We start from the raw sequence: 25,247 nt of genomic DNA, 5'->3' as shown, positions 1-25,247 counted from the left end.
CGGTATCGGCATCGCCTTGAAACAAAAGCGGGCCTTGCTCGACCCCCGATCGATCAGGCCCAAACCCCGCGATGCGCAGTCTTCGACCGACAAGACTTGACAGTTCGCGAGCGCAATCGTCCCTTGCCGACGGTCGGGCGCGCGTGGCCGTTGGGACCGGCGGGCCGGCGACCGGGGTAGGGGCAATGCTGTCGTCTTCATATCTTCCGCTGTCGCGCCGCTATGCCGCCGTGGTCGCGGCATGCGCGCTGCCGCTGGTGCTGATCATCGGTGGGCTCGCTTATTTCCAGTCTGAAAGCCTGCGGCGCGCGCAGCTCGAGACCTTCGCCTCCGACCTGGCCGAGGCCAAGCTGGTCGTCGACGGCGTGACCAAGGAGGCACTCGACCATGTCAGCCAGTTGAAGGCGCAGGCGGAGGACATCCTTTCCGGAAGGATCGATGCCGGCAGCGCGCAACTGTCGGCGCTGCTCACCGCGCCGAGGATGCGGTCCGGCGAACCGGTTGCCGACGCGCTGACGCTCGACGGTATCAAGGGTACGCCGTTCGAACCAAGACTGGGCACGCTGCTGGCCGCGCCGAGCCGGCTGGGGCGTGCAGAACCGCATGAACTCGACATGGCGCTGGCCCTGTTCGAGCCGATGCGGCTGACGCACCAGGTCTCGCCTTATCTGCGATGGAGCTACTATTTCTCCGCGTCGGGTGCGTTCATCACCATGTTCCCTTTCGTGACGCAGGAGGAACTGGTCGCCGGCTACGGCCACAAGTCGGTGGCGGACATGGTCGATTCCTATCTGACCTACGATGTCTTCGTTGGTGTATCCCCTGCGAAGGACGATGCGAGCCGGCCATACTGGTCGCCGGTCTATCTCGATGCCGCGGGTTCCGGCTGGATGGTCTCGCACACGGCTGCCGTATCGGGCGAGCGCGGTTTTGCCGGTGTGGTCGGCACCGACCTGTTGCTCAGTTTCCTCGACGATACGCTCGGGCGCATACCGATGAGCGTCGGACAATTGTGGATCGTCAACCCAAAGGGCGAACTTGTCGCCGACCGTGCGCGCACGCCGATCGAGGGAGAGTCCACCCGCCATCTCTCCGACGTGTTGCCACCTGCCTTGGCGCAGGCCGATCCCGAATTCAGGACCATCCTGGCCACGGGGCAGACGCATCTGGCGGGTCATAACGTCTTTTCGGTCCCCGTCGCCGGAACACCGTGGTCGCTTGTCTATGTCGTCTCCGACAGGGAAGTGAACGGCATGCTGGCCGGCCGTCTCCTACCTTACGGGGTGATCCTGCTGGCGCTTGTCGTCATGCTCATCGCCGCGCACCAGATCCTGCGCCGGCAATTCATCTGGCCGGCGATGGCGCTGGTCGATCATCTCAACGCCGAGAGTGTCGGAGGTAATCCGCGCAGGAAGGACGTCCCGAAACTGTGGCGGCCATGGACCGACCTCGTCACAAACATCTTCGCCGAAAACCGGGCCGCGATGCGCAAGCTGGCCGCCAGCGAGGCGCGCTACCGCAACGTGGTCGAGGTACAGTCGGACTTCATCCTCCGCGTCGACCCGTCCGGCAGGATCAGTTTCGTCAACGACGCCTATTGCCGGCGGATCGGAAGGCAGCGCGAAAATCTGCTCGGCATGCGCCTGACGGATTTCATCGTGTTGTCTCCGGAGGATCGCAAAGCCTACGAGGCGCTGTTCGTCACGTTGACCCCCGACAATCCGATTTCGCAGACCGAAATCCGAAGCACGTCACCAGACGGGCGCGTTCTTCACACCCACTGGACCGACTGCGGCATCTTCGACGATGGCGGAAAACTCGTGGAAATCCAGAGCGTCGGGCGCGACGTCACCGAGCAGAAGCGGATTGCCGAAGCGCTTGCCGCAAGCGAGGAGCGTTATCGCAATGTCGTCGAGGCGCAGACGGAATATGTGGTGCGGTTCGATGCGCAAGGCCGCATGAGCTTCGCCAACGACGCCTATTGCCGCCTTGTGGGCAAAACGACGGAGGAACTGCTCAGCCCGGGCTGGCACTATATGGATGCCTACGATCCCGACCTTGGCGCGGGCTTCGCGGAAATCATCGGCCGCGTCAGCGCGGCAAATCCGGTCCGCCACACGGACGCGTGGGGCAGGTTGCGCGACGGCCGCATCGTCCATATCGGCTGGACCGACAGAGGCATGTTCGATGCCGACGGCCGGCTTCTGGAAATCCAGGCCGTCGGGCGTGACGTGACGGAGCAGAAACGCGCTGTAGAAGCGCTGGAGGCGAGCGAGCAGCGCTATCGCAGCGTCGTCGAGACCCAGACCGAGTTCGTTGTCCGGCAAAGGCCGGATGGCCATCTCACTTTCGTCAACGAGGCTTATTGCCGTGCCAGCGGGATGACGCGCGAGCAATTGCTCGACCCGAACTGGTGCGATTTCGATCGGCTGCCAGAAGAGGAGCGGGCGCGGCTTTTGGTCTATCTCGCGCAACTCACGCCCGAAAACCCAACCGGGACCATCGAGCTGCGCAACAGCGACGCCAGGCTCGATATGAGGTGGTCTTCCTGGACAGATCAGGGGTTCTTCGATGAGTCCGGCAGGTTGATCGAGACGCAAGCGGTCGGCCGCGACATCACCGAGCAGAAGCGCGCGCTCGAAGCGCTGGAAGCGAGTGAAGAACGCTATCGCAGCGTGGTCGAGGCGCAGACCGAGTTCGTGCTGCGGATGACGCCGGACGGCTACCTGACCTTCGTCAACGAAGCCTATTGCCGCTATTGCAACATGACGCGCGAGCAGATGCTCGATCCCGACTATTGCGACCTGGATCAGCTTCCGCGGGACGAGCGGCAGCGCTTCGCCACCCACATCGCCCGCCTCACGCCTGACAATCCGGTCGCCAGCATCGAGCTGAAAAACCACCAGATGTTGCGGGGCACGTCGTGGTCGGCATGGACGGACCGCGGCATCTTCGACGAAAGCGGAAAGCTGGTCGAGGTCCAGTCGGTCGGCCGCGACATCACCCAACGCGTCAGGGCCGAACAAGCCCGCGAGGAAGCGGAGAGACTGCGGCGCACGGTGCTGGAGGCGGCGCTCGACGGCTATGTCAGCATCGACAGCGAGGGGCGGATCGTCGAGTTCAACCCGGCCGCCGAACGCATTTTCGGACATAGCAGCGAGGATGTACTCGGCCGGCCGATGGTGGACCTGATCGTCCCTGCACATAGCCGCAACCGGCATATGGTGGGTTTCACCCGCCATCTCGAAACCGGACAGACGTCGATCATTGGCAAGACCCTCGAGGTCACCGCGCTGCACGCCGACGGGCACGAATTCCCGATCGAGATCGTCATCGTGCGCAGCGAACTCGGCAACAGCCCGATCTTCATCGCCTATCTGCGCGACCTCACAGAGCAGAAGAAGGCGGAAGCCGAGATCGCCGAGAGCGCCGCCCGCTTCCGCGCCATCGCCGAGGGCGTGCCGCTGCCGATCATCATCACCGTGCTCGACGAGCCGGAAGTGCTGTTCGCCAACGAACGGGCCCGTCAGATGCTTGGGCTGGAGGTCGGCCAGCGCGGCGCGGTCGCGCTCCTTTCCTGGCACGATCCGTCGCGCCGCAGGGAGATCGCCCGGATGCTGGCCGAGGAGGGCGCGGTCGACGCCTTCGAGGCGGCGATGCGGACGCCGGCCGGCGAGACGCTCGACGTGCTGATCTCGGCGCGCCGCATCCAGCATGAGGGCCGGGTCGCCATGTTCGCCGCCGTCACCGACATCACGGAGCAGCGGCGCGCGGAGGCCGAGATCACCCGTCAGCGTGAAAACCTGCATCAGAGCGAAAAACTGTCGGCGCTGGGCTCGCTGCTTGCCGGCGTCGCGCACGAACTCAACAATCCGCTTTCCGTCGTCATCGGCTATTCCTCGATGCTGAAGGAATTCGCCACGGATCCGGCTGTCTCGCTGCGCGCCGACAAGATCCACGATGCGGCGGAGCGCTGCTCGCGCATCGTCCGCACCTTCCTGGCGATGGCGCGCAAGAAGCCGCCGAGCCGCGGGCCGCTCGACATCGCAGAGGTGATCGCGGCCTCGCTCGAATTGACGGCCTACGGGCTGCGCTCGGCCGGCGTCGAGGTGGTGACCAAAATACCCGACGGCCTGCCGCCGGTGTACGGAGACGCCGACCAGCTTCCCCAGGTCTTCACCAATCTGCTGGTGAACGCCCAGCAGGCGCTGCTTTCCGTCCCTGCGCCGCGCCGCCTGACCATCGTCGCCTGCCAGGAGGCCCGCGGCGTGGAGATCGTTGTCGCGGACAATGGCCCCGGCATGAAGGCGGATGTGGCGAAGCGCATCTTCGAACCGTTCTTCACCACCAAGCCGGCCGGCGTCGGCACGGGCGTTGGCCTCTCCGTCTGCCAGGCGATCGTGACCGCGCATGATGGCCGCATCTCAGTCGAATCCTCGGAAGGAAAAGGCGCGCGCTTCACGATCTTCCTTCCTTGCGTGGACAGCGCGGCTGCGGCACCGGCCGCCGATGCCGGTGCGCAGCCACAACTTTCCCGCCATGCGCGCGTGCTGGTGGTCGACGACGAGCCCGACATTGCCGCTATGATCGCCGAGATGCTGCGGCATGACGGGCACGAGGCTGAGGTCGCCGGCAGTGCCGAAGCGGCACTGGCCGCGGTGCGCGGTGGCGGCGTCGACCTCGTCGTCAGCGACATCCGCATGCCCGGTCTCGACGGACCCGGCTTCTACCGCGCGCTCGAAGGCGCAGCGGAAGGCCTGGCCGACCGCGTGCTGTTCGTCACCGGCGACACGCTCGCGCCCGAGATCGATCGCTTCATCAGCGACACCGGCGCGCCGGTCATCGAAAAGCCGATCGACCCGATCCTCTTCCGAAAAGCCATCGCCGAAAGACTCGCCGAAATGACAAGGAGCCCGTCATGAGGAAACAGCGCATCCTGGTTGTTGACGACGAAGCCTCTCTGCGCGACATGGTAAGCGACTATCTCACCACCCACGGCTTCGACGTCACCGCCGTGGCGGGCGGCGAGGGCATGCGCGCACAGTTCGCCCGCCTGCCGCCCGATCTGGTGATCCTCGACGTCAACCTTGTCGGCGAGAGCGGCTACGATCTTGCCCGCGAGATCGTGGCGCGCAGCCGCGCCGGCATCCTGATGCTGACGGCGGTAGGCGATCTCGAACATAGGCTGGAGGGCCTTGCCGCCGGCGTCGACGACTACATGCCGAAACCCTTCGAGCCGCGCGAGTTGCTGGCGCGGGTGCGCAGCATCATCAGGCGGCTGGCGACCGACGAGGCCAACCCTGCGGACCTCATACAGCTCGGCCGCTGCATCCTGCATTCCGGCGAGCGCCGCGTCGTCACAAGGGAGGGAGCAGACGTCCCGCTGACGGCGATGGAATACGAGCTGATCTCGGTGTTCCTGCGCCACCCCCGCCAGATCCTGTCGCGGGAGCGGCTGAGCATGCTCGCCCACAACCGCGACCTCGAACCCGGCGACCGCAGCATCGACATCCGCATCACCCGGCTGCGCAAGAAGATCGAGGTCGACCCCGACGCGCCGAAGGTGCTGGTGACGGTCAGGGGCGAGGGCTACGTCTACGAGCCGGCGTCATAGCGGCGGGCTCGCTTAAGCGACGTTCGACGCGGCCCGGTCGACCTGGATCCGGCCGCGGCCATTCTTCTTGGCGGCATAGAGGGCTAGGTCGGCGCGGCTGAACAACGATTTGAGGTCGTCGCCGGGATTGGCCGACGCCACCCCGGCGCTGAAGGTGAAGTTGACGGGCGGATGCGAAGGCGTGCCTTCGTAAGGCCGCAGCGTGCGCATGAACAGGTCGAGAAACTGTTCGGCGAGCGACAGCGATGTCTCCGCCATGACGACGAGGAATTCCTCGCCGCCGAGCCGGCTGACCTTCGCGCGCGAGCCCATGCTGGCGACCAGCGAATTGGCGAAATGCAGCAGCACTTCGTCGCCGATGACGTGGCCATAGGTGTCGTTGATGAATTTGAAATGGTCGATGTCGAGTACGGCGAAACTCAGTGGCAGCCGGCTGACCTTGAACTCGTTCAGCGCGGCATCGGCCGTCGCCATGCCGCTCCGTCGGTTCGCAAGCCCGGTCAGCACATCCGTCTCGGCGGCTTGCAGCGCGACCGCATGCGCGTCGCGAAGCCTGCTTTCCTCGTTCTTGAGCGTGGTGATTTCTGTCGCGACGACCAGGGTCCAGCCATTGTCGAGCCGGCAGTCATTCACCCACCACCAGCTTCCGTCGAGCATGTCGACGGAGAAATTATAACGCGGCTCCCCGCTTTTGCGGCGCTGCTTTACCCTTGGAATGAACGTCTCCAGCGACATCGACACCAGCTTGATGCCACGGCCCGACCGGATGGCGTCGGCCAGCGCGTCGACGAAGTTGATGCGCAAATCCGACAAATCCGGAAAGAACGTCCTGCGGAACGTCTCGTTGACGTAGCGGATGTCGTCGCTCTCGTCGCACAGGCATACACCCGCCTGCCCTGATCCGAGGGCGGCCGAAAGCATGGCCATCACATCGGGGTCTATCTCAGCGTCCGAGGTTTCCACCCGAGCCTCATGAAGCGAAAACAAAGTGCGCTGGAAGCCCGAAGCTATCGAGGCGGCCCGTCAACATCCGCCCAATATCCCCTGACGCACAGCGGCATACCCCTGCCGAATGTATTACGCTTATCCCTGATCAATTCAACGATGATTAAGGCCACAGCTTGACGGCAAACGGAGAGGCATCCCGGCACAGGCTTTTACGTTGGCGGCTAGCCGCTGGATGACATGCCGGCTTGTCAGAGCGCCGCGAAGATGCGGCGCAGATAGAGTCCGAGCGTTGCGGTGCGGAACAGCATCAGCACGATCATCGCCAGCCACAGCCCGTGGTTGCCCCAGAGCTGCTGCAGGCCGTAGGCCGCAGCGAGGAAGAAGACAGTCGACAGGAACATGCTGTTGCGTAGCTCGCGCGTCCGCAGCGCGCCGATGAAGACGCCATCCAGGATGTAGCTGGCGACCGAGATTACCGGCAGCAGGGCGACATAGGGCAGGTACTCCGCTGCCACGGTGCGCACATCCTGCTGGTTGGTCAGCATCGCCACGATGGCGGTCCCGCCGAAGGCATAGATAAGCGCGAACACCACGGCGACGAGGCCGGACCAGAAGAACGCCGCGCGGATCACCGCACGCAGCGCGTCCCTGCGCCGCGCCCCGATGACCGAGCCGACCAGCGCCTCGGTCGCGTGGGCAAAGCCGTCGAGGCCGTAGGACATGAAGCCGTGCAGGTTGAGCAGCACGGCATTGGCGGCGAGGATCGCGTCGCCTTCGGCAGCCCCACTGCGGGCGAACCAGGCAAAGCAGATGAGCAGGAAGAAGCTGCGCAGGAAGATGTCGCGGTTGACGGCGAACAGGGCCATCAGCGCCTTGCCGTCGAAGATTTCCGGCCATGCGACGCGCGAAGCGCCGGCCAATGGCCTGACGATCAGCAGGCCGGCGATGAAGGCGGTCCATTCGGCAAGGGCCGTGCCGGCCCCGATGCCCGTCACGCCCCAGCCGAAGACCAGGACCAGCGTCAGCGTCGCCGCCAGATTGAGCAGGTTCAGCCCGATCTGCAGGGCAAGCGAGACGATCACCCGCTGCCTTCCAAGCAGATAGCCGAGCAGCACGAAATTGCCGAGGGCGGCGGGCGCCGACCACATGCGCGCCTCGGAATAGGCGACGGCGCTGTCGCGAACCGCGCTGCTGCCGCCGAGGATCGCCATGCCGAGTCCGATGATCTGCGATTTGAGCAGGACGATAACCAGTCCCGCCAGCAGGGCGACGAGCAGCGCGCGCAGCAGGTGCCGGCGCACCAATTGCGGGTCGTCCGCCCCACTCGCCTGCGCCACCAGCCCGGTCGTGGCCATGCGCAGGAAGCCAAAACTCCAGAACAGGAAATTGAAGAGCACGCCGCCCAGCGCCACGCCGCCGAGATACCGGGCGCCGGGGAGGTGGCCGGCGACCATGGTGTCGACCAGCGCCAGCACCGGCTGCGCCAGATTGGCAAGGATGATCGGAAGCGCCAGAACCAGAACGCGGCGGTTCCAGTTCTCCTGGCCTGGGATGGGGCCGGCCATGTTCATCGGTCACCCACCTGCGTCGCTGGCTGCGTCGACATCGCGGCTATGCTTGTGCCCCGTTAGCGGCATAGCCGTCGCGACACAGTTGACTCAGCGTCTCCAGCGACATGCCGTCGAGGTCTAGCGCCTGCAGCAGGTCGTTCTCGGCGAAGAAATCCCTGCCGTACATGGCCGAGAATATCCTAACGCCGGCTTCGTGCAGTTCCGCCGGGCGTCCGACCAGCCGTCCGAGCTTGACGGTCATGGCAAGGCCGAACGGCACGTCCTCAAGCACATAGCGGCTCTCGGCCGTCGCCGGCCCGGTCCCGCCGTTTCCGGCCGCGTGCATCTCCTGGTTCATCTGCGAGATCGAACTGATGGGCACATGGAACGACAGGTGGAAGTGCTGGAAGATGGTGCGCACTTCCAGGCCGAGCGCGGCGGCGATGGCCAGCCGCTCCTGGTCGAGTTCCTCGAGCAGCCGCCCGACATTGGGCGTGACGTTCTGTCCCTGGCTCCAGGTTTCACCGCGTTCCATGCGGGTCATGTTGCCGAGCGCGATGCCCATGTGGTTCTGCGGATTGAGGTTGCTGAGCGCGATGGCCATCAGGCTGCCGCGATCGACGAAGCGGTCGCCGAACAGCGCCTGGCAGACAGCAAGGCCGTCGGCGCTGCGGGAGGCGGGAACGGTGGCAAGGTCGATCTTCTTGCGCACCGTCGACAGATTGACTTCCGCCGGCCCCTTCTGGCGGCCGGCCACCGCAGTCGTGCCCCAGGCGACGACCGGGACAACGATGCCGCGGCGCGCCAGTGCCCGTGACAGGTAGAGCGCGCCGAACGATGCGTGCGAACTGATGATGACTGTCTGTCCGGCGCTGACGAAAGGCGCGATGGCGTCGAACGCGAATTTGTGGCCATAGGCCGGCAGTGCGATGAAGATGACCTCGGCGCCTTCGACGAGGGCTTGCACGGTCGGCGCGACGCCGGGATGGAAGGCGCCCTCGATTGCGCCGGTCGCGACCAGCGCGGCGCCGTCCGCCAGCGCCTTGGTGCGTTCGCCCGAAGGCGACCACAACACGGTGCTGTGGCCCTGCTGTTCCAGGAACGCCGCGACGCAAAAAGCAATCGATCCGGCTCCCACGATACCTACCCGCATGTCAGTCCATCCAATGCTGTTGAAATATGATTGCAGATACAATGGCCGCGCCGGCCGCCTTGCTGAGCGGCGGTCATTTCGAACGGCGGCCGCCGGCGGCCCTTTCCGCGAACACATCGGATGCGACGACCAGAAAGGCCTTCGCCGCCGCCGACCCGGTGCTGGTCAGCCCATGCGCGACGTCGGCCGCGTAGCGCGCCGTCTCTCCCGAGCGCACGACGATCTCCTGTTCGCCGCTGCGCACGACGATCTCGCCTTCCAGGCAATGCAGGTGCTCCATGGTGCCGGCCGCGTGAGGGTCGCTGAGCAGCGTCCCATGCGGCTCGAAGCTCAGCAGATACCATTCGATGATCGACACCATCGACGCCGGCGACAGGATCTGCAGCGTGCAACTCCTGTCGGCGCTGCGGATCGTCGGTGTCGAATGCTCCGTTTGGTGGTCGATCTGGCGGTTGCCTTCCTCGCTAGCCCCGTTGATCAGGCTGTTTAGATCGATGTCGAGCGCCCGCGTCAGGTGCCATAGCGTGCCGTAGGTCGGGTTGGCGTTGCCGCGCTCGATTTCCGAGAGCATGGAACGGGACACGCCCGACGCTTGCGCAAGCTCCGTCAAGGTCAGGTGCCGGTCCTTGCGATAGGCCTGCAGCCGCGGTCCGATCGCCGGCGGGGTGAGCGAATTCATGGTCTCCTCCCTCTCCAACTGCGTGCCTGACGGATCAGTCCGCGACCGGTTCACCCAATGTGTGCATAAGCCTGTTGGCCCAGCCGAACAGGGAGGTCGAAAGGATCAGGTCGAGTATCTCCTCATCCTCCAAGCCCGCCGTCCGCAGCGCCTCCATGTCGGCGGCGCTGGCATCGGAGGGGCATTGCGACAGTTTCGCGGCAAAGCGCAGGATCGCGCCGAGCCGCGGCTCCAGCTCGGCATCGACGCCATCGGCGAAAATCCTGGCGATCGCCGTTTCGTCCCTGGCGAGCTGGTTGTAGCGGCTGGCGTGGACGGCGGCGCAATAGATGCAACGGTTGACGACGGAAGCGCCGACGGCGCCGATCTCGCGCTCGGCGCGCGACAGGCCGCCGCCGTTGTACATGATGGCGTTGAACAGCGGCGTGCGATGCTTCAGCGTCTCGACGTCGTGGGCCAGCACCAGCACATAGTCCGAGACCTTGGTGTTGGAGGGGGTGACCTTCAGTGCGTCGAGCTGCGCCGGCGATGCCGAAGCGAGCGCGACCGGCGTGACATGCGGCCGCCATTGCGGGATAGTCGTGGTGAATTCATGCACTGTCTTTGTCACGTCGATGCCCGCATCAGTTTTAATCCCGCCACGACCCGGATCTGGTAGCTGACAAACGCGATCAGTTCGGACAGGCGCACGATGTCGGCGTCCGAAATGCCCGCCTGTTTCAATAGCTCGATATCGTTCTTCGTGGCGGACTTCGGATCATGCGCGACGAGATCGACATGGCGGATCAGCGCCCTTGTCCGGGCATCGCCACCGCCGTCGAACCAGGCTTCGGCGAGCCTGCGGACCGAATCGTCCGCATCCGCATCGTCCATGAGCTGTTCGAAATGGCGCTCGAAGCCGCTGTCGTCGTTCAGCCTGGCGATGCGGCAGGCGAACGCGGCACGCTCCGCGTGTGAAAGACCGCCGGGGTCGTCCGGTGTCAATGCTGCATCATGCGTCCTGTCGCTGAGGGCGAGGATGTCAGCGCGCTTGGCCAGCACGGCGGCGAGCCTGTTTCCCGGCTCGATGCCGGCGATCCTGGAGATGATGTTGTCTATCGCAGTCGCTCCTGCTTAGCCGGCCGCACGCGCCGGCACGGCTTCGTCCGGCAGGTCCGTCGCCGTCCACTCATCGCCGCGCAATTCGGGCGTGTCGTAGGCAAGCAGCCGCTGCCAATGCTGCTCGATGTCTTCGGCGTAGAATTTCGCGGCGATGGCGCGCGCCAGCCAGCTTGCGCCTTCGCTGATGCCCGGAATGTCGCCGCTGGTCTTGCCCAGGCTGACGCTGGCGCCGTAGTTGAAGCAGTGGATGCGCGAGAGCCATGGCCCAGTGCCGGGATCACGCTCCTGGAAGCTGAAATCGTCTGCCAGATAGGGAAACGCGCCGAGCTGGGCATGCTGCAGGCCGGCGGGCGACTGGTAGCGGTCGCGCCACAGCGCGATCTTGTCAGCGTAGCCGTCAAGTTCGGTCCGCGCCAGCGGTTCGACCAGGAAGCCGGTGCCGAGGATGACGGAGTCGGTGTGCAATATTTTGCCGTCGGTCGTGCTGATCACCACCTCGCCGTCGATAAATGCCATGCGTTCGATGTCGACGCCGAAATGGAAATAGGCGTTGGGGTGCCGGCTGACCCGCAGCGTCGAGCCGCGCGGCGCTGGCGTCTGCGTCTGGAACGAGTAGTGCATGATGCGCCAGCGCCAGTCGTCGCCGAGATCGGGAAAGGCCGCCGTGAAGCCGAACGAGCCGATGCCCATCAGCTTGTTGATCGTCGGCATCTCGCGCCGGCGCGCCAATTGGCGGACTTCCGCCGCGCCGGCCTCGAGCGCTTCAGCGGCATTGTCGACCGCCGAGGCGCCGACGCCGATGACAACGACACGCTTGCCCTTGAGGGCGGGAAAGTCGATGGCGTCGGACGAATGCGCCCAGCAGTGCCTGGGCAAGTCATTGACAAAAGCCGGGATATTGGCGCGGCCGGTGCCGTCGCGGCCGGTGGCCATGACGACGCGGCGCGCCAGAACGCTGTCTTCGCGCCGGCCATCGCCGCGCAGGTCGAGGCGCAGCAATTCGCCTTCCGGCACGATGCGCAGAACTTCGACTTCGTTCTCCACCGGCAACGCCAGCACGCGGCGATACCAGCGCAGATAGTCCATCCACATCGGCCGCGGGATCTTGTCGAGGGCGTCCCACGCCGCATCGCCATGCTGCGCCACGAACCACGCCCGGAACGTCAGCGAGGCCATTCCATAGGCCGGTCCCACCAACTGCTTCGGCGAGCGCAGCGTCTCCATGCGGGCATAGGTGACCCACGGTCCCTCGAAACCAGCCGGGGCGCGGTCGAAGATGCGCAGGTTGCGGATGCCGGCATTGCGCAGCGCGAAGCTGGCGACCAGTCCGCACATGCCTCCGCCGATGACCACCACGTCATGCACCGGCCTGCCGTCAACCGGCGGCGCGGGCACGACCCAGTTCGCGGGCGGCAGGCACAGGCATGCGAGGTCGTCCCGCACGCGCTGTTCCAGCGCCCGCAGGCTGCCCGCCATGCCGCTGTCGGCTCCGGTCTCGAAAGTCACTTCGCGGCCGCTTCGTCGCGGATCACGGTCGCGTTCCGCGACTGCCAGCCGATCCACACATCCTCGCCGGACAGCGCTTCGGTATCGACGGGATGGACCAGCGCATTGAGCCTGCTGCCGTCGGCGACCTCGACCATCATGGACGTATGATTGCCCTTGAAGACGCGCTGTCGGATCTTGCCGCGCATAGCATTGGCGACCTTGCCGGCGTCGGCGGAGAACTGGATCGCCTCCGGCCTCAGCACGAGGCAGACCGTGTCGCCGGCTCGGGTGCTGTGCACGGTGGCTGATGCCTCAACCTGCGCCCCGTTCCAGTTCAGCGCTGTCTTGTCCCCGTCCGTCCCGATCACGGTGGCGCGGAGCAGATTGGCCTCGCCGATGAAATTGGCGACGAACACGCTTTCGGGCCGCGAATAGAGTGTGTGCGGATCGCCCATCTGCTCGATGCGGCCATTGTTCATGACCACGATCTGGTCCGACATGGTCAGGGCTTCCTCCTGGTCATGGGTGACGAACAGGAACGTCTTGCCGGTCTTTTCCTGGATGGATTTCAGCTCGATCTGCATCTGCTGGCGCAGCTTGGCGTCGAGCGCACTGAGCGGCTCGTCGAGCAGCAGCACCTGCGGATCGGGCGCCAGCGCCCGCATCAGCGCCACGCGCTGGCGCTGGCCGCCGGAGAGTTCGGACGGCAGCCGGTTCGCGTAGGCCTGCAACTTCACCAGGTCGAGCAGTTCCATGACGCGGCGATGGATGGCGTCGGAGCCATGGCCCTGCAGTTCCAGCCCGAACGCGATGTTGCGGGCGACGTTCATGTGCGGGAACAGCGCGTAATCCTGGAACACGATGTTGACGTTGCGCTTGTTCGGCGGCAGTCGCGTCACGTCCTTGCCGGCGAGCAGGATGCGGCCCGAATTCGGGGTCTCGAAGCCGCCCAGCATGCGCAGCGTCGTCGACTTGCCGCAGCCCGAAGGGCCGAGCAGCGTGACAAATTTTCCCGGCTCGATCGACAGGTCGAGCCTGTCGACGGCCACCGCCTGGCCATAGGCCTTGGTGACGTTCTCGAACTGGACGACCGGCTGCATCAGCGGCTCCTCGAACGGCGTGTCATGTATTCGGCGTATAGGCCGACGGCGGCGGTGACGATGAGGACGAGCGTCGCCATGGCGTTGATCTCCGGCGACATGCCGCCCTGTACCTTGGCGAAGATCAGCATCGGCAAGGTCGGACGGTAGCCGCCGAGGAAGAAGGTGCGGACGAAGTCGTCGATGCTGAGCAGGATGCAGAAGATCATGCCGCCGCCGATCGCCGGGCCGAGATAGGGCAGGGTGACGCGGAAGAAGGCGACGACGCTGTCGGCGCCGAGATCGCGCGCCGCATCGACGAGGTTAGCCGGCATCGAACGAAGCCGCGTCAGCGCCATGACCACGACGAAGGGCACGGCGTGTACCGTGTGGCCGAGCACGATCGCCGCGCTGCCGGTCGGCATGTCGATGGTGGAGATGAAGATGCGCAGCGAGATCGCCGAGATCATGCCGGGCACCACCGCCGGCAGGCAGGCCAGAGCGAAAAGCAAAGCGCCCCAGCGGCCTTCCGTCGAGGCGATCAGCATGGCGATCCAGACGCCGATCACGGTGGCGGCAATGGTGGTCGCGGCGGCAATCAGGATCGAATAGACGCAGGCCTCCAGGAACTGCTTGTCCTGCATCACCTTGAGATACCAGTCGAACGTCCAGTCGCCGATCGGGAAGGCGACGAAACTGGCGTTCTTGAAGCTCATCGCCATCATCAGCGTGAGCGGCACCAAGAGGTAGAGCACGAAGGCCCAGTAGCCCATGGTGAGCAAGGTGCGCGGCGTATCGGGAAACAGCGTTCGCATCACATCAGCTTTGTCGATTTGCCGCCTACGAGGCGCATGAATATGCCGGCCGTGGTGAGTGCGGTGACAAGCATGATCAGCGCGAAGGCCGCGCCGACCGGCCATTTGTCGCTGGCGCCGTGGAAGAAGCCGCTGATCGTTTCGGGGAACATGACCGTTGTCGGCCCGCCGAGCAGCATTGGCGTGGCGAACACGCCGATCGTGGTCAGGAACACCAGGCTGCAGCCCGAGACGATGCCGTCGCGCGACAGAGGCAGGATGATCCGGCGAAACCGCGTCACCGGTCCGGCCCCGAGGTCGGCGGCCGCGTCGAGCAGGTGTTTCGGGATCTTGTCGATGGACGAATAGAGCGGCAGCAGCATGTAGAGGCAGACGAGATAGACCAGCCCGAAGCCCAGCGAGAACGGCGTGAACAGCATCGGGATCGGTCGGTCGATGATGCCGATCTCGCGCAGCAGGACATTGACCGCGCCGCGATTGGCGAGAAGCATGATGATCGAAAAGGTCCGGATGAGTTCGCCGGCCCAGAACGGCACAAGCAGCAAAAGCAGTGCCTTGGAACGCCGGTCGGGCCGCACGATCTTCGCCACGTAATAGGCGACGGGATAGATCACGACGAGGGTGATCGCGGTCGCCGTCACCGAGTAGATGAAACTGCGGATCAGCGGCGCGAAGTAGATCGATTCCGAGAAGAAGATCGCATAATTGGCAAGCGTGAAGCTCGCCGGCTGGCCGTGCTGGATCGGATATTGCGTCAGCAGGCTGATCTTCAGCATCTGGTAGATCGGCCCGATATGCAGGCCGATCAGCCAGAGCAGGGGCACGCCAGCCAGAAGGACGAAACGTCCCGTCCGGCTTGCCACCGCGGCGCCCAGCGTGGCCTGGTAGAGCCGCGAGTTCACGATGCCGGCGATGCGCGTCGAATAGCGCGGCGCGGCAATATGGCTGCTCATGCTCGCATGTACCGAGGGTGCGTCTGCCATCATGGTTTTCCGCAAGGGAGGCCGGTCACCGCGCGGCTGCGCGGCCCATCGCGGCCCGGTCCGGCCGGGGCAAGCCGGCGGCGGCCAATCAGGCCGCCTTCACCTCGGCGGTCGCCTTGTCGATCATCTCGTTCTTCATGTCGCGGTTGACCGACGAGAAGAACACGATGCGCTCGACCTGTTCCTGCGGCAGCGTGTTGGCGGCCCGTTCGATATCGGTGAGCACGTCCCCGACCCCCGAGATCGTCGAGGCGAAACCCGACTGGCGGGTCATCGAGGCGCCGACCTCCGGCGAAGCCAGGATCGCATCGATCAGCTTGTAGGCGTTCTCGGCGTTCGGCGCGTTCTTGACGATGTTCAGCGTATAACAGAAGCCGAACGTGCCTTCCTTCGGCACCGACAGCTTGATCGGATGGCCTTCGGCGATCAGCTTCGCGGCGGGGCCGGACCATGAATGCGCGAGATAGATGTCCTCGTTGATGAACATCTGCTGCACCTCGGAACCGGCGTCGTAATATTTGCGCACCATGTCCTTGTGCTTGATCAGGAAATCGCGCGCTTCGTTGGTCGCCTTCTGCGCCTCTTCGGCCTTGTCCGTGTAGGTGACGAAGTCGCCGTCATGGCCGAGATACTGCATGGTGATCGTCATGAAGTCGCTGACGATGTAGGAGGTCATGCCCTTGTATTGCGGGTCGAACATGACGTCCCAGCTCTGCGGGTCCTTGACGTAGTCGGTGTTGACCGCCAGGCCCTCGTAGCCGGCGAGGATCGGCAGGCCCCAGAGATTGCCGTTGACGCGCGCCCACGGCGCATCCTGGTAGGCGGGATTGAGGTTCTTCCAGTTTGCGACCTTGGCGGTGTCGAGCGGCTGCAGCAGGTCCGAGCTGATGAACTGCGAATAGCGATGCCCCGCCACCGTCACCATGTCGGTCGACGGGTTGGCTCCTTCGGCGGCCAGCAGATTGTATTGTTTGCCCTGGTCGTCGGTGAGGCGGATGTTGACCTGGATGCCGGTATCCTTCTGGAATTTGTCGATGAATTCGGCAGGCAGGAACTTGTCGTAGGTGGTGACGTTCAGCACGTTGCTCTGCGCCCATGAGGGGCGGGGGCGGATGATGTAGGGGAGCGCCAGCGCGCCGGCGCCGCCTCCAAACAGCTTCAGGGCGGTTCTGCGGTTCGTGATGAGTTTGCTCATTGCGTTCCCCTTTTACGATTGAAGCTGGCAGTCTGGCCTGCGGCATGCCCTTTCGGGCTTCCGAGGCTAAATACTGGGATCTGGCGGGCTTGGCTGTTGGCGTGGCTGGCTCGGCGACAAGGCGCCCGGCACTCTTCCGACGATGTTCGACAAACCGTATGGAAATTCCAACATATCGGAATAATCAACGCACGCGCCGGGGTGTCAAGCCATAACTTGCCGTCAGGAATTGGGCCACGGAGACGGCGCGCCGGCTAAATTGCTGGTGCTGGCGGTGGCGACGGAACGGTCAGCAAATCGGCGCTGCCGTCATCGTGGTCCTCAGATGCAAGAAAAATCGAGCCGGCGAACCGGCTCGACGGTTTATGCAAGACCTGTATCAGCCCTGGATGAAGGCGAGCAGGTCGGGATTGACGATGTCGGGATGCGTCGTGCACATGCCGTGCGGCAGGCCCTGATAGGTCTTCAGCGTGCCCTTCTTCAGCAGCTTGGCCGACAGCGGCGCCGAGTCGGCATAGGGCACGATCTGGTCGTCGTCGCCATGCATGACCAGCACCGGCACGTCGATGGTCTTCAGGTCGTCGGTGAAGTCGGTTTCGGAAAACGCCTTGATGCAGTCGTAATGGGCCTTCGTGCCGCCCATCATGCCCTGCCGCCACCAATTGTCGATGATGCCCTGCGAGACTTTCGCGCCGGGGCGGTTGAAGCCGTAGAACGGCCCGGCGGGAATGTCGATGTAGAACTGGGCGCGGTTGGCGACCAGCGCGTCTCGGAAGCTGTCGAACACCTCGATCGGCAGGCCGCCGGGGTTCTTGTCGGACTTCACCATGATCGGCGGCACTGCGCCGATCAGCACCGCCTTGGCGACGCGGCCGGGTTTTGCGCGGGCGACATAGTGGGCGACTTCGCCGCCGCCCGTCGAATGGCCGATATGGACCGCATTTTTGAGGTCCAGCGCCTCGGCCAGTTCGGCCACGTCGGCGGCATAGGTGTCCATCTCGTTGCCGGTCGCGGTCTGCGTCGAGCGGCCGTGGCCGCGGCGGTCATGGGCGATGACCCGAAAACCCTTGTGCAGGAAGAACAGCATCTGGTTGTCCCAGTCGTCGGCGCTGAGCGGCCAGCCATGGTGGAAGACGATCGGCTGCGCGTCCTTGGAACCCCAGTCCTTGTAGTAGATCTCGGTGCCGTCCTTCGTGGTGATCGTGCTCATCTCTCTTCTCCTGGTTTGTCCGAGGCGACAGGATCGCTCGCTCTCGATATGGACGAAATAGCCTTTTGCCGTCATGGTCACGATTGGCGGAACTGACAAGTTGCAAGGCAAAACTGACAGAATGACAGTCAATCCCAAAATCGTCGCCGAAATCGGCCTGCTCATCTATCCCGACGCGCAGCTCGCCGCGGTCCACGGCCTGACCGACCTGTTCCGCATCGCCGGCGACATGGCCGCGACGCATGACGAACCGAACCCGCCGGCGATCCGCGTCACCCATTGGCGGCAGGCGGGGCCTGAGCACAGCGTAGAGTGCGTCTATGACAGTTATCCCGGCGAACCCCACAGGCCGAGCCACCTGATCGCGCCGCCCAGCCTGGTGATGCCGGACAGGATGCAGCCGATGCACGGCTTCGCGGCCTGGCTCATCCAGCGCCACGCCGAGGGCTCGACACTTTGCTCGGTGTGCGCCGGCGCCTTCCTGCTCGGCGAGACCGGCCTGCTGGAGGGGCGCGAGGCGACGACGCATTGGGCTTTTGCCGACGCGCTCGCCGAACGTTTTCCGTCGATCAAGGTGGATGTCGACCGCATGGTGATCGACGACAGCGACATCATCACGGCGGGCGGCATTTTGGCCTGGACCGACCTCGGCCTGACGCTGGTCGAGCGCCTGCTGGGACCGGCCGTGATGCTGGAGACCGCGCGCTTCCTGCTGATCGATCCGCCGGGCCGGGCGCAGCGGCCCTACAATCATTTCGTGCCGCGCCTCGATCATGGCGACGCCGCCATTCTCGGCGTCCAGCACTGGCTGCAGGCGACCGGCGCAAAGGACCACGCGGTGCCGGCGCTGGCGGCGCGGGCAAAACTGGAGGAGCGCACCTTCCTGCGCCGCTTCCGCAAGGCCACCGGACTGCGACCGACCGAATACGCTCAGCAGATCCGCATCGCCAAGGCGCGCGAGGCGCTGGAACGCAGCCGCCGGCCGATCGAGCAAATCGCCTGGGAGGTCGGCTACGGCGATCCGTCGGCGTTCCGAAAACTCTTCCAGCGCCTCACCGGCCTCGCCCCGGCCGACTACCGCCGCCGCTTCGGCGTCGCGGCCTGAGTGCTGCGGGATGCGGCATCGGCACGCGCCGCGCCTCGATGTCCTGCCGGCATCCGCGAGGCGAAGCTCCCCTCAGGGATAGTTCCCACTTCCGATTTTGACGGGCGCGTCCCGATCCGCCGCCTTGTCGGCCTCTGTTGGTCATGCCTGTTGCGCAAAAATCCACGCGCGTCACCAACAACCCTCGGTTTCCGCTTGGTTTTACAAGCATGACGTTGTTTCGAACGGCCGTTCGCCCAGGTCGCAGGCGGACTTCCAGCTTCGCGAAAAACCAAGCTTTTTCAATGTGCTGCGCAGGAAACGATTCCAGGCTGGCCTTCCATCATTGTCAAGGATTATTTTCTTAGGTCGCTTGCGTTTGTTCCCTTTATGTTCCATATTGCATGCCGGTTTTGTCCGAAGGAGGCAGCGGTGGAGTTGATGGACGGAAATGCGGCAATCGAGACAAACCGGGAGGCGCTGAAGCGTATCCTTGCCATGCTCGTCGGCATGGCCGAGATGGCCGGCGGAGCGTCAACTCTGCCCCGCCACCTCTACCGCGCCATCCTGCGGCTGCTGCGTCCGGCCGAATCCGCCGCCCGCCGGTTGATCATCGCCGCGTCGCGCGGCATCGTGGTGACCCTGCCGCCGCTACGTCCGCGAAAGCCGAAGCCGGAGATTTCCGACACGGTGGCCGCCATGCGCCGCCTCGGCCTCGCCGTCAATTTGTCGAAGCAGGATTTTGCTCGTTACGAAGCCGAGCGGAAAGCCGCCGAACGGTGCGCGGCAAAACCTCGAATCATCAGCCTGCCGCTGTTCGATCCCCAAAAGTATCCGTTCCGCGTCCGCCGCAAATATGTGCCGGAGCACGCCATGCCGCGCATCTGGGTTCCCGGCTTCAGTGAGCGGCCTGTGCTGCCGTCGCCGCCGCCGCTGCCATCGCCGGACGACCCGATCGACGCGGCGCGGCTCGGCTTGCGGCTGGTCGCACTTGGTGCCGCCCTCGACGACCTGCCAAAACAGGCAAGACGGTTCGCCCGCTGGAAGGCGCGCTGCGACGCGGCGGTTGCGGAAATGCGGCAGATCGGCTGCGGCGTGATCGTGCGCGGCAGGACGAAGCGCGGCACGGTGCGGTTCCAGCGGACACGGCCGCTGTGGATGGGCCGGCCGCCGGGCGGCCGGCTATCGCCCTACGACCCGGCCCCCTGGCGCCGCAAGAACATCCGCGAGGTCGACGAGATTCTGGCGCATTCCCATGCGCTGGCCCTGGACGCGCTGGAACAGCCGCGCGCCGATACGTCATGACGCGCGGCTCGGGCCGAGCCATTTGTCGAAAGGTATTCCAGCACGCTCAAAGGCCAGACGGGATAAAAACCGGGCGCGGCGACGATTCCCGCTGTCGGAAAGTGCCGTTGCTTATGTGTTGGCGAAGCTGGCCAGACCTGCCCGGCCCGTATACCCGTTGATCAAAATTCCGCAGCGGCGCTGATGCACATTTCAGAAATCACAAGGCGCGTCCTCGGCCAACAGGCCCTTTGCCTTGAGGTCGGACCAGAGTGCCGCAGGAATTGGATGGCGGAAACTTTCAACGTTCTGGCGCACCTGGTCCGGGTGGATGGCGCCGGGAATCACCGCGGCGACCGACTTGTGCCCGAGCGGGAACTGCAGGGCGGCGGCGGCGAGCGGAACATTGTGCGCCTTGCACACTGCCTCGATCTTGGCGACGCGCTGCATGATATCCGGCGTCGCGTCCGCATAATTGTATTTCGCGCCCTCGACCGCGCCCGTCGCGAGGATGCCCGAATTATAGACGCCGCCGATGACGATGCCGACATTGCGCCGCTCGCAATTGGGCAGCTCGGCCTTCAGCGTCTCCTGCTCCAGCAGCGTGTAGCGCAGCGCCACCAGGAAGAAGTCGAGATCGAGCATGTCGAGGAAGCGCGGCATCATGCCGAGTTCGTTGATCCCCGCGCCGATGCCGCCGACCAGTCTGTGCGACCGCAGTTCTTCCAGCGCCCGCCAGCCCGAGGTGTAGAGCTGCGCGAGGTAGGCCGAGACATTGGCCTCGGTCTTGTGGAACCAGAAATCGAGATCGTGGATAATCAGCAGGTCGATGCGGTTCATGCCAAGCCGCATCTGCGACTGCTCGTAGGCGCGCATGATGCCGTCATAGGAGTAATCGTGGACATGCGCGAAGCGCAGCCCGCCCACCCAGCCCGGCGCGCGGAAATTATCGGGGTCCGCCGGCGGATAAAACCAGCGGCCGACCTTGGTGGACAGCACGAACTCGCCGCGCGGCTTGTTGTCGAGCAGCCTGCCGGTGCGCATTTCGCTCAAGCCGCTGCCGTAGAAGGGCGCGGTGTCGAAGTAGCGGATGCCGGCGTCCCAGGCTGCCGCCAGCGTCGCGGCGGCGGTGGCATCGTCGACCCGCACGAAAAGTTCGCCCAGTCCCGCGCCGCCGAAACCGAGCTGCGTGACCGACACGCCCGACTTGCCGAGGACGCGCTTTTGCGTGGGTTCCATCAAGAGTCTCCGTTTCTGTGGCCGTCAGGAGCGGCGCGAGATGCGGCGCTGCAAGGCTTCGAGCAGCACTGCCGCGAGGATAATTGCCCCGGTCGCGAAACCCTGCCAGAAAATCTCGATGCGCGCCAAATTCAGGAAGTTGCGGGTCAGCGCGATGATGACGACGCCGATGATGGTGCGCAGCACGCGCCCCTGTCCACCAGACAGGCTGGTGCCGCCAATCACCACGGCAGCGATGACCTCGAACTCAAGGCCCTCGCCGGTGTTCGGCGAGACGGCGCCGAGCCGCGAGATGCTGACCAGCCCGCCGAGCGAGGCGGTGAAGCCGACGATCATCAGGCAGATGATTTTCACGCGGTCGGCGCGGATGCCGGACAGCATGGCGACCGTGCGGTTCGAGCCGACCGCATAGACGCGCTTGCCGAAGGATGTGCGCTCCATCAGGAACCACGCGACCGCGTAGACGACGACCGCGACCCAGATGATGTTCTGCAAGGGCAGCCAGACGATCAGGTCGGCGAGCGAGCCCGTCTCAAGCACGCCCTTGACGTTGAAGGGCAGCGGAAGCTGCACCCAACGGCCCTGGCCGAATGCCCGGATGACGTTGGGGATGTCGGGGATCGGCTGGCCTTGCGTGACCACCAGCGTCAGGCTGCGCGCCATCATCAAGGTGCCCAGCGTCACGATGAAGGACGGGATGAGCGCCTTGGTGACGACCAGGCCGGCGAAGAAACCGATCAGCGGGCCTATGAACAGCGGCACCGTCAGACCGAGTGCGATGATCCACCAGACTTGGTCGTCCGCCGTCGGCACCGGAAACCAGCGCACCATGATCCAGCCGGCGACCGCCGCCGACAGGCCGACCACCGAGCCGACGCCGACGTCGAATTCCCCGGCGATCATCACAATCGTCATTCCGGCCGCCACAATCAGCATCACCGTCATCTGACCAAGCAGATTGCCGATATTGACGGGGGAGAGAAAACGGTCGTTGGCGATCTGCATCAGAATGATCAGCGCCAAGAGCACGCCCAGCGCCTGGATCAGGCTGTAGGATCGTTTCAGCCGGCTCATCAGCCGGCTGGGTTCGAGCGCCGGCGGAGGGGAGGTGACGCTCGTCATGCCGGGACCGCCAGTTCTTCGCCGCAGGCCGCGGCATGCAGGATGGATTCGCGCCGGATCGCCGCGCCGGTCAATTCCGTGACCAGTTGGCCGCGGAACATCACCAGCACGCGGTCGCACAGCGTCACCAGTTCTTCCAGTTCCGTGGTGATCAGCACGATGCCGACGCCGGCGGCCGCAATCTCGTCGATGATTGCCCGGATCTCCGCCTTGGCGCCGACATCGATGCCGATGGTCGGGTCTTCCATGACGAACACTTTTGGCCTCGTCTCCAGCCATTTGGCGAACAGCACTTTCTGCTGGTTGCCGCCGGAAAGCTGCGACGCCAGCGCCTCCGGTCCGGGCGCGCGGATGTGCAGCCGCGTGATGTTGCGCGTCGTCGCCTCGGTCATCGCCGCGCCGTCGAGGCGTCCGGCCGCCCCGGTGAAGCGCGACAGGATCGGCAGGCAGATATTCTCCTTCAGGGTGAAATCGAGAAGCAGGCCCTCGCGCCGGCGGTCGCCGGTTATCAGGGCAAGTCCCGCCTTCAGCGATGCTGCCGGATCGCGCGGCGGGACCGGCGCTCCGTCGAGGACGACGCGTCCTCCGAGCCGCCCGCTTGCCTCCGCGCCAAAAATCGCCTTGGCAAGTTCGCCCAGCCCCGAACCGGCAAGGCCGGTAATGCCCAGCACTTCGCCGTGCCCAAGCTCGAAGCTGATCGCGTCCAATCGAGCGGGGATGCTCAACGCCTCAACGCGCATCAGCGGAGCGGATGCTTCCTTGTGTCGAGGCGCCACCGCCCGCCGCTGCGTCTCGACATGGCGTCCGACCATGGCGGTCACAACCTGCGCCAGGCTTGTCTCCGACACCGGCCCGTCCGCCACCACTTCGCCGTCGCGCATCACTGTCAGGTCGTCGCAGACTGCGAAGATCTCGTTCAGATAATGCGAGATCAGCACGACCCCGACGCCGCTGTCGGCCAGACGGCGGATCAGGCGAAGCGCGACCTGCACCTCGGATTCGGTCAGCGAGGATGTCGGCTCGTCGAGGATCAGGATTTTGGGATCGAGCGACACGCCCTTAACGATCTGCACCATTTTCTTGAGGTCGTTGGGCAGTTCCGAGACGACCGCGTCGGGGTCGACGTCGATTTCGTAGAGGCGCAGCAGTTGCGAGACCTTGTCCGCCATCGCGCGTCGCCTGATGACGCCGAAACCATAGGTCGGCTCGTTGTTCAGCAGCAGGTTTTCCCCCACCGTCATGGTCTGGATGAGATTGATGTCCTGGTGAACCGTCACGATGCGCCGGGCAAGCGCGTCGTCGGCGCCCGAGAAGCGCATCGGCGCGCCTTCGAGTTCGAACGTCCCGGCATCCGGCGGATAGACGCCGGCGATGATCTTTACCAGCGTCGACTTGCCGGCGCCGTTCTCGCCGACCAGGCCGCGGACACGGCCCGCGTCGATTCCAAAATCCACCCCGCGCAAGGCCCAGACCGCGGCAAAACTCTTCACCAGTCCGCGGCAACGCAGGAGTTCGGCCGCCGGCGCGTGCGCTCCCTCGGCTCGAATTCCAGCTTGGTCGTTCGATGCTTGCACGGCTTGGTCCGGAGCTTGAATCGCGAGCGGCCGGAACCCGCACAGGATTCCGGCCGGTAAGGCGTGGCGTTACTTTCCGGTGACCTGCGGGTCTTCGGCGAACTCGGCCGCATTGGCCTTCGTCAGCAGTTTGGTGCCGAGGCCGATATCGTGCGGCACCTCGCCGCCGCCCAGCTTCGTAAGCACGATGTTCATGCCCTCGTAGCCCATTTTGTAGGGGTCCTGCACGACCAGCGCGTCAATCTTGCCGTCCTGCACCATCTTGTAGGACACCGGATCGAGGTCGAAGCCGATCAGCTTGACTTCGCCGGCCTTCTTGGCCTGCTCCAGTGCCTGGTAGGCGCCCTGGATCACCAACTGGTTGAAGGCGAACGCGCCCTTCACGTCGGGTTCGGAGACCAGCAGGTCTTCCATCGACTGCCGTCCGGCGTCGAGCGTCAGGAACGCCACCGGCTGCTCGGGAAGAACCTCAAGACCCAGTTCCTTGGCGCGGTCCTCAAAGCCCTTCTGCCGGGTCTGGCCATTGTCGTTGGTCGGCGCATGGTCGAGCGTCACCACCTTGGAACCCTTGGGCAGCAGCGTTGCCATATAGTCCGCCGCTTGCTGGCCGCCCTTGTAGTTGTCGGTGATGATCAGGCTTTCATATTTGCCCGAGCGGATGCCGATGTCGGTGATGACCACCGGGATGTCCTGGGCATTGAACGTGTTCTTGATCGGCTCTGCCACCATGACGCTGTCGCCGGGGAAAATCAGCACGCCGTCGACGCCCTGCGCGTTCAGATCCTCAAGATCGGACACCTGCTTGGCCTTGTCGGTATCGCCGCCATTGGTGACGATCAGGTCGACATTGACGCCCTTTGCCTTCCATTCCTCCGCCGACTTCTTGGCGCCGTTCACCATGGTGACGAGGAACGGGTTGGTTCCCCAGAATACGGAATAGCCGATCTTATAATCCTCGGCCGATGCGACCGACGTGGCGAACGCCGTCGCCAAGGCGACAGACGCGGCCCATTTGAGCATGCGCATGAAAAATCCTCCCTGTTTGCCTGTACGATCCCACCGAAATCGATCGGGCCAGGATTATTCGAGCTCGGAGCCAAGTCCTCCCGACTTTGATGGCTCGCTCACA

The 25,247-nt window shown here is 64.8% G+C and carries 20 protein-coding genes; 4 read left to right on the top strand and 16 right to left on the bottom strand.

Annotated elements, in window-relative coordinates; all coding sequences use genetic code 11:
• The first annotated feature begins 185 nt into the window (after positions 1 to 185).
• Together ACH196_RS28750 and ACH196_RS28745 are read left to right on the top strand one after the other, a co-directional pair.
• Positions 186 to 4,922, top strand: coding sequence for a PAS domain S-box protein (locus tag ACH196_RS28750; protein ID WP_396650270.1), 4,737 nt, complete (start codon positions 186 to 188; stop codon positions 4,920 to 4,922).
• Positions 4,919 to 5,614 carry a response regulator transcription factor gene (locus ACH196_RS28745; RefSeq protein WP_396650269.1) on the top strand — a complete coding sequence of 232 codons (696 nt, stop codon included), beginning with the start codon at positions 4,919 to 4,921 and terminating at the stop codon, positions 5,612 to 5,614. The genes ACH196_RS28750 and ACH196_RS28745 overlap by 4 nt, the downstream gene beginning before the upstream one ends.
• A 12-nt stretch (positions 5,615 to 5,626) precedes the next feature.
• Here the strand turns inward: ACH196_RS28745 and ACH196_RS28740 are convergent, their stop codons facing one another.
• From ACH196_RS28740 to ACH196_RS28685, 12 genes are all read right to left on the bottom strand, one after another.
• The gene (locus ACH196_RS28740; RefSeq protein ID WP_396650268.1) at positions 5,627 to 6,577 is read right to left on the bottom strand and encodes a GGDEF domain-containing protein; all 951 of its coding nucleotides are present in this window, start codon (positions 6,575 to 6,577) and stop codon (positions 5,627 to 5,629) included.
• Between the two features lie 233 nt (positions 6,578 to 6,810).
• The gene (locus ACH196_RS28735) at positions 6,811 to 8,133 is read right to left on the bottom strand and encodes an MATE family efflux transporter (protein WP_396650267.1); all 1,323 of its coding nucleotides are present in this window, start codon (positions 8,131 to 8,133) and stop codon (positions 6,811 to 6,813) included.
• A gap of 40 nt (positions 8,134 to 8,173) precedes the next feature.
• Complete coding sequence (locus tag ACH196_RS28730) at positions 8,174 to 9,265, bottom strand: NAD/NADP octopine/nopaline dehydrogenase family protein (protein WP_396650266.1); 1,092 nt, start codon at positions 9,263 to 9,265, stop codon at positions 8,174 to 8,176.
• A gap of 73 nt (positions 9,266 to 9,338) precedes the next feature.
• Positions 9,339 to 9,944: a helix-turn-helix domain-containing protein gene (locus ACH196_RS28725; protein ID WP_396650265.1), complete on the bottom strand. Its 606-nt coding sequence runs from the start codon at positions 9,942 to 9,944 to the stop codon at positions 9,339 to 9,341.
• Positions 9,945 to 9,978: 34 nt separating this feature from the next.
• Positions 9,979 to 10,554, bottom strand: a complete 576-nt coding sequence (locus tag ACH196_RS28720) for a peroxidase-related enzyme (protein WP_396650264.1) — start codon at positions 10,552 to 10,554, stop codon at positions 9,979 to 9,981.
• Complete coding sequence (locus tag ACH196_RS28715) at positions 10,551 to 10,985, bottom strand: CMD domain-containing protein (protein ID WP_396650263.1); 435 nt, start codon at positions 10,983 to 10,985, stop codon at positions 10,551 to 10,553. Before ACH196_RS28715 ends, ACH196_RS28720 begins: the two co-directional genes overlap by 4 nt.
• Positions 10,986 to 11,057: 72 nt before the next feature.
• Entirely contained in the window at positions 11,058 to 12,521 is a 1,464-nt protein-coding gene (locus ACH196_RS28710; RefSeq protein WP_396650284.1) for an NAD(P)-binding domain-containing protein, read from the bottom strand.
• A gap of 26 nt (positions 12,522 to 12,547) precedes the next feature.
• Complete coding sequence (locus ACH196_RS28705) at positions 12,548 to 13,633, bottom strand: ABC transporter ATP-binding protein (RefSeq protein WP_396650262.1); 1,086 nt, start codon at positions 13,631 to 13,633, stop codon at positions 12,548 to 12,550.
• Complete coding sequence (locus ACH196_RS28700; RefSeq protein ID WP_396650261.1) at positions 13,633 to 14,427, bottom strand: ABC transporter permease; 795 nt, start codon at positions 14,425 to 14,427, stop codon at positions 13,633 to 13,635. Before ACH196_RS28700 ends, ACH196_RS28705 begins: the two co-directional genes overlap by 1 nt.
• Positions 14,427 to 15,410: an ABC transporter permease gene (locus ACH196_RS28695; RefSeq protein WP_396650260.1), complete on the bottom strand. Its 984-nt coding sequence runs from the start codon at positions 15,408 to 15,410 to the stop codon at positions 14,427 to 14,429. Before ACH196_RS28695 ends, ACH196_RS28700 begins: the two co-directional genes overlap by 1 nt.
• A gap of 88 nt (positions 15,411 to 15,498) precedes the next feature.
• Positions 15,499 to 16,605, bottom strand: coding sequence for an extracellular solute-binding protein (locus ACH196_RS28690; RefSeq protein ID WP_396650259.1), 1,107 nt, complete (start codon positions 16,603 to 16,605; stop codon positions 15,499 to 15,501).
• A gap of 379 nt (positions 16,606 to 16,984) precedes the next feature.
• Complete coding sequence (locus ACH196_RS28685; protein ID WP_396650258.1) at positions 16,985 to 17,815, bottom strand: alpha/beta fold hydrolase; 831 nt, start codon at positions 17,813 to 17,815, stop codon at positions 16,985 to 16,987.
• A gap of 121 nt (positions 17,816 to 17,936) precedes the next feature.
• On the opposite strand from ACH196_RS28685, the gene ACH196_RS28680 reads away from it, so the two are divergent.
• Positions 17,937 to 18,920, top strand: a complete 984-nt coding sequence (locus tag ACH196_RS28680) for a GlxA family transcriptional regulator (protein WP_396650257.1) — start codon at positions 17,937 to 17,939, stop codon at positions 18,918 to 18,920.
• Between the two features lie 420 nt (positions 18,921 to 19,340).
• Positions 19,341 to 20,204, top strand: coding sequence for a hypothetical protein (locus ACH196_RS28675; RefSeq protein WP_396650283.1), 864 nt, complete (start codon positions 19,341 to 19,343; stop codon positions 20,202 to 20,204).
• Positions 20,205 to 20,396: 192 nt separating this feature from the next.
• Here ACH196_RS28675 and ACH196_RS28670 read toward each other — a convergent pair whose 3' ends face one another.
• From ACH196_RS28670 to ACH196_RS28655, 4 genes are all read right to left on the bottom strand, one after another.
• On the bottom strand, positions 20,397 to 21,422 hold the full coding sequence (locus tag ACH196_RS28670) for an aldo/keto reductase (RefSeq protein ID WP_396650256.1): 1,026 nt from the start codon (positions 21,420 to 21,422) through the stop codon (positions 20,397 to 20,399).
• 24 nt (positions 21,423 to 21,446) lie between these two features.
• Complete coding sequence (locus tag ACH196_RS28665) at positions 21,447 to 22,544, bottom strand: ABC transporter permease (protein ID WP_396650255.1); 1,098 nt, start codon at positions 22,542 to 22,544, stop codon at positions 21,447 to 21,449.
• Positions 22,541 to 24,118, bottom strand: coding sequence for a sugar ABC transporter ATP-binding protein (locus tag ACH196_RS28660; RefSeq protein WP_396650254.1), 1,578 nt, complete (start codon positions 24,116 to 24,118; stop codon positions 22,541 to 22,543). Before ACH196_RS28660 ends, ACH196_RS28665 begins: the two co-directional genes overlap by 4 nt.
• A 69-nt stretch (positions 24,119 to 24,187) precedes the next feature.
• Positions 24,188 to 25,144 (bottom strand): substrate-binding domain-containing protein, encoded by a 957-nt coding sequence (locus tag ACH196_RS28655; protein WP_396650253.1) that lies wholly within the window; start codon positions 25,142 to 25,144, stop codon positions 24,188 to 24,190.
• Positions 25,145 to 25,247: the final 103 nt, after the last annotated feature.

Source organism: Mesorhizobium sp. IMUNJ 23232 (assembly GCF_044326205.1).
In the GTDB taxonomy this organism is placed as follows: Bacteria; Pseudomonadota; Alphaproteobacteria; order Rhizobiales; family Rhizobiaceae; genus Kumtagia.
The sequence above is the reverse complement of the archived record's forward strand: the minus strand, read 5'-3'. Positions and strand labels throughout refer to the sequence as shown.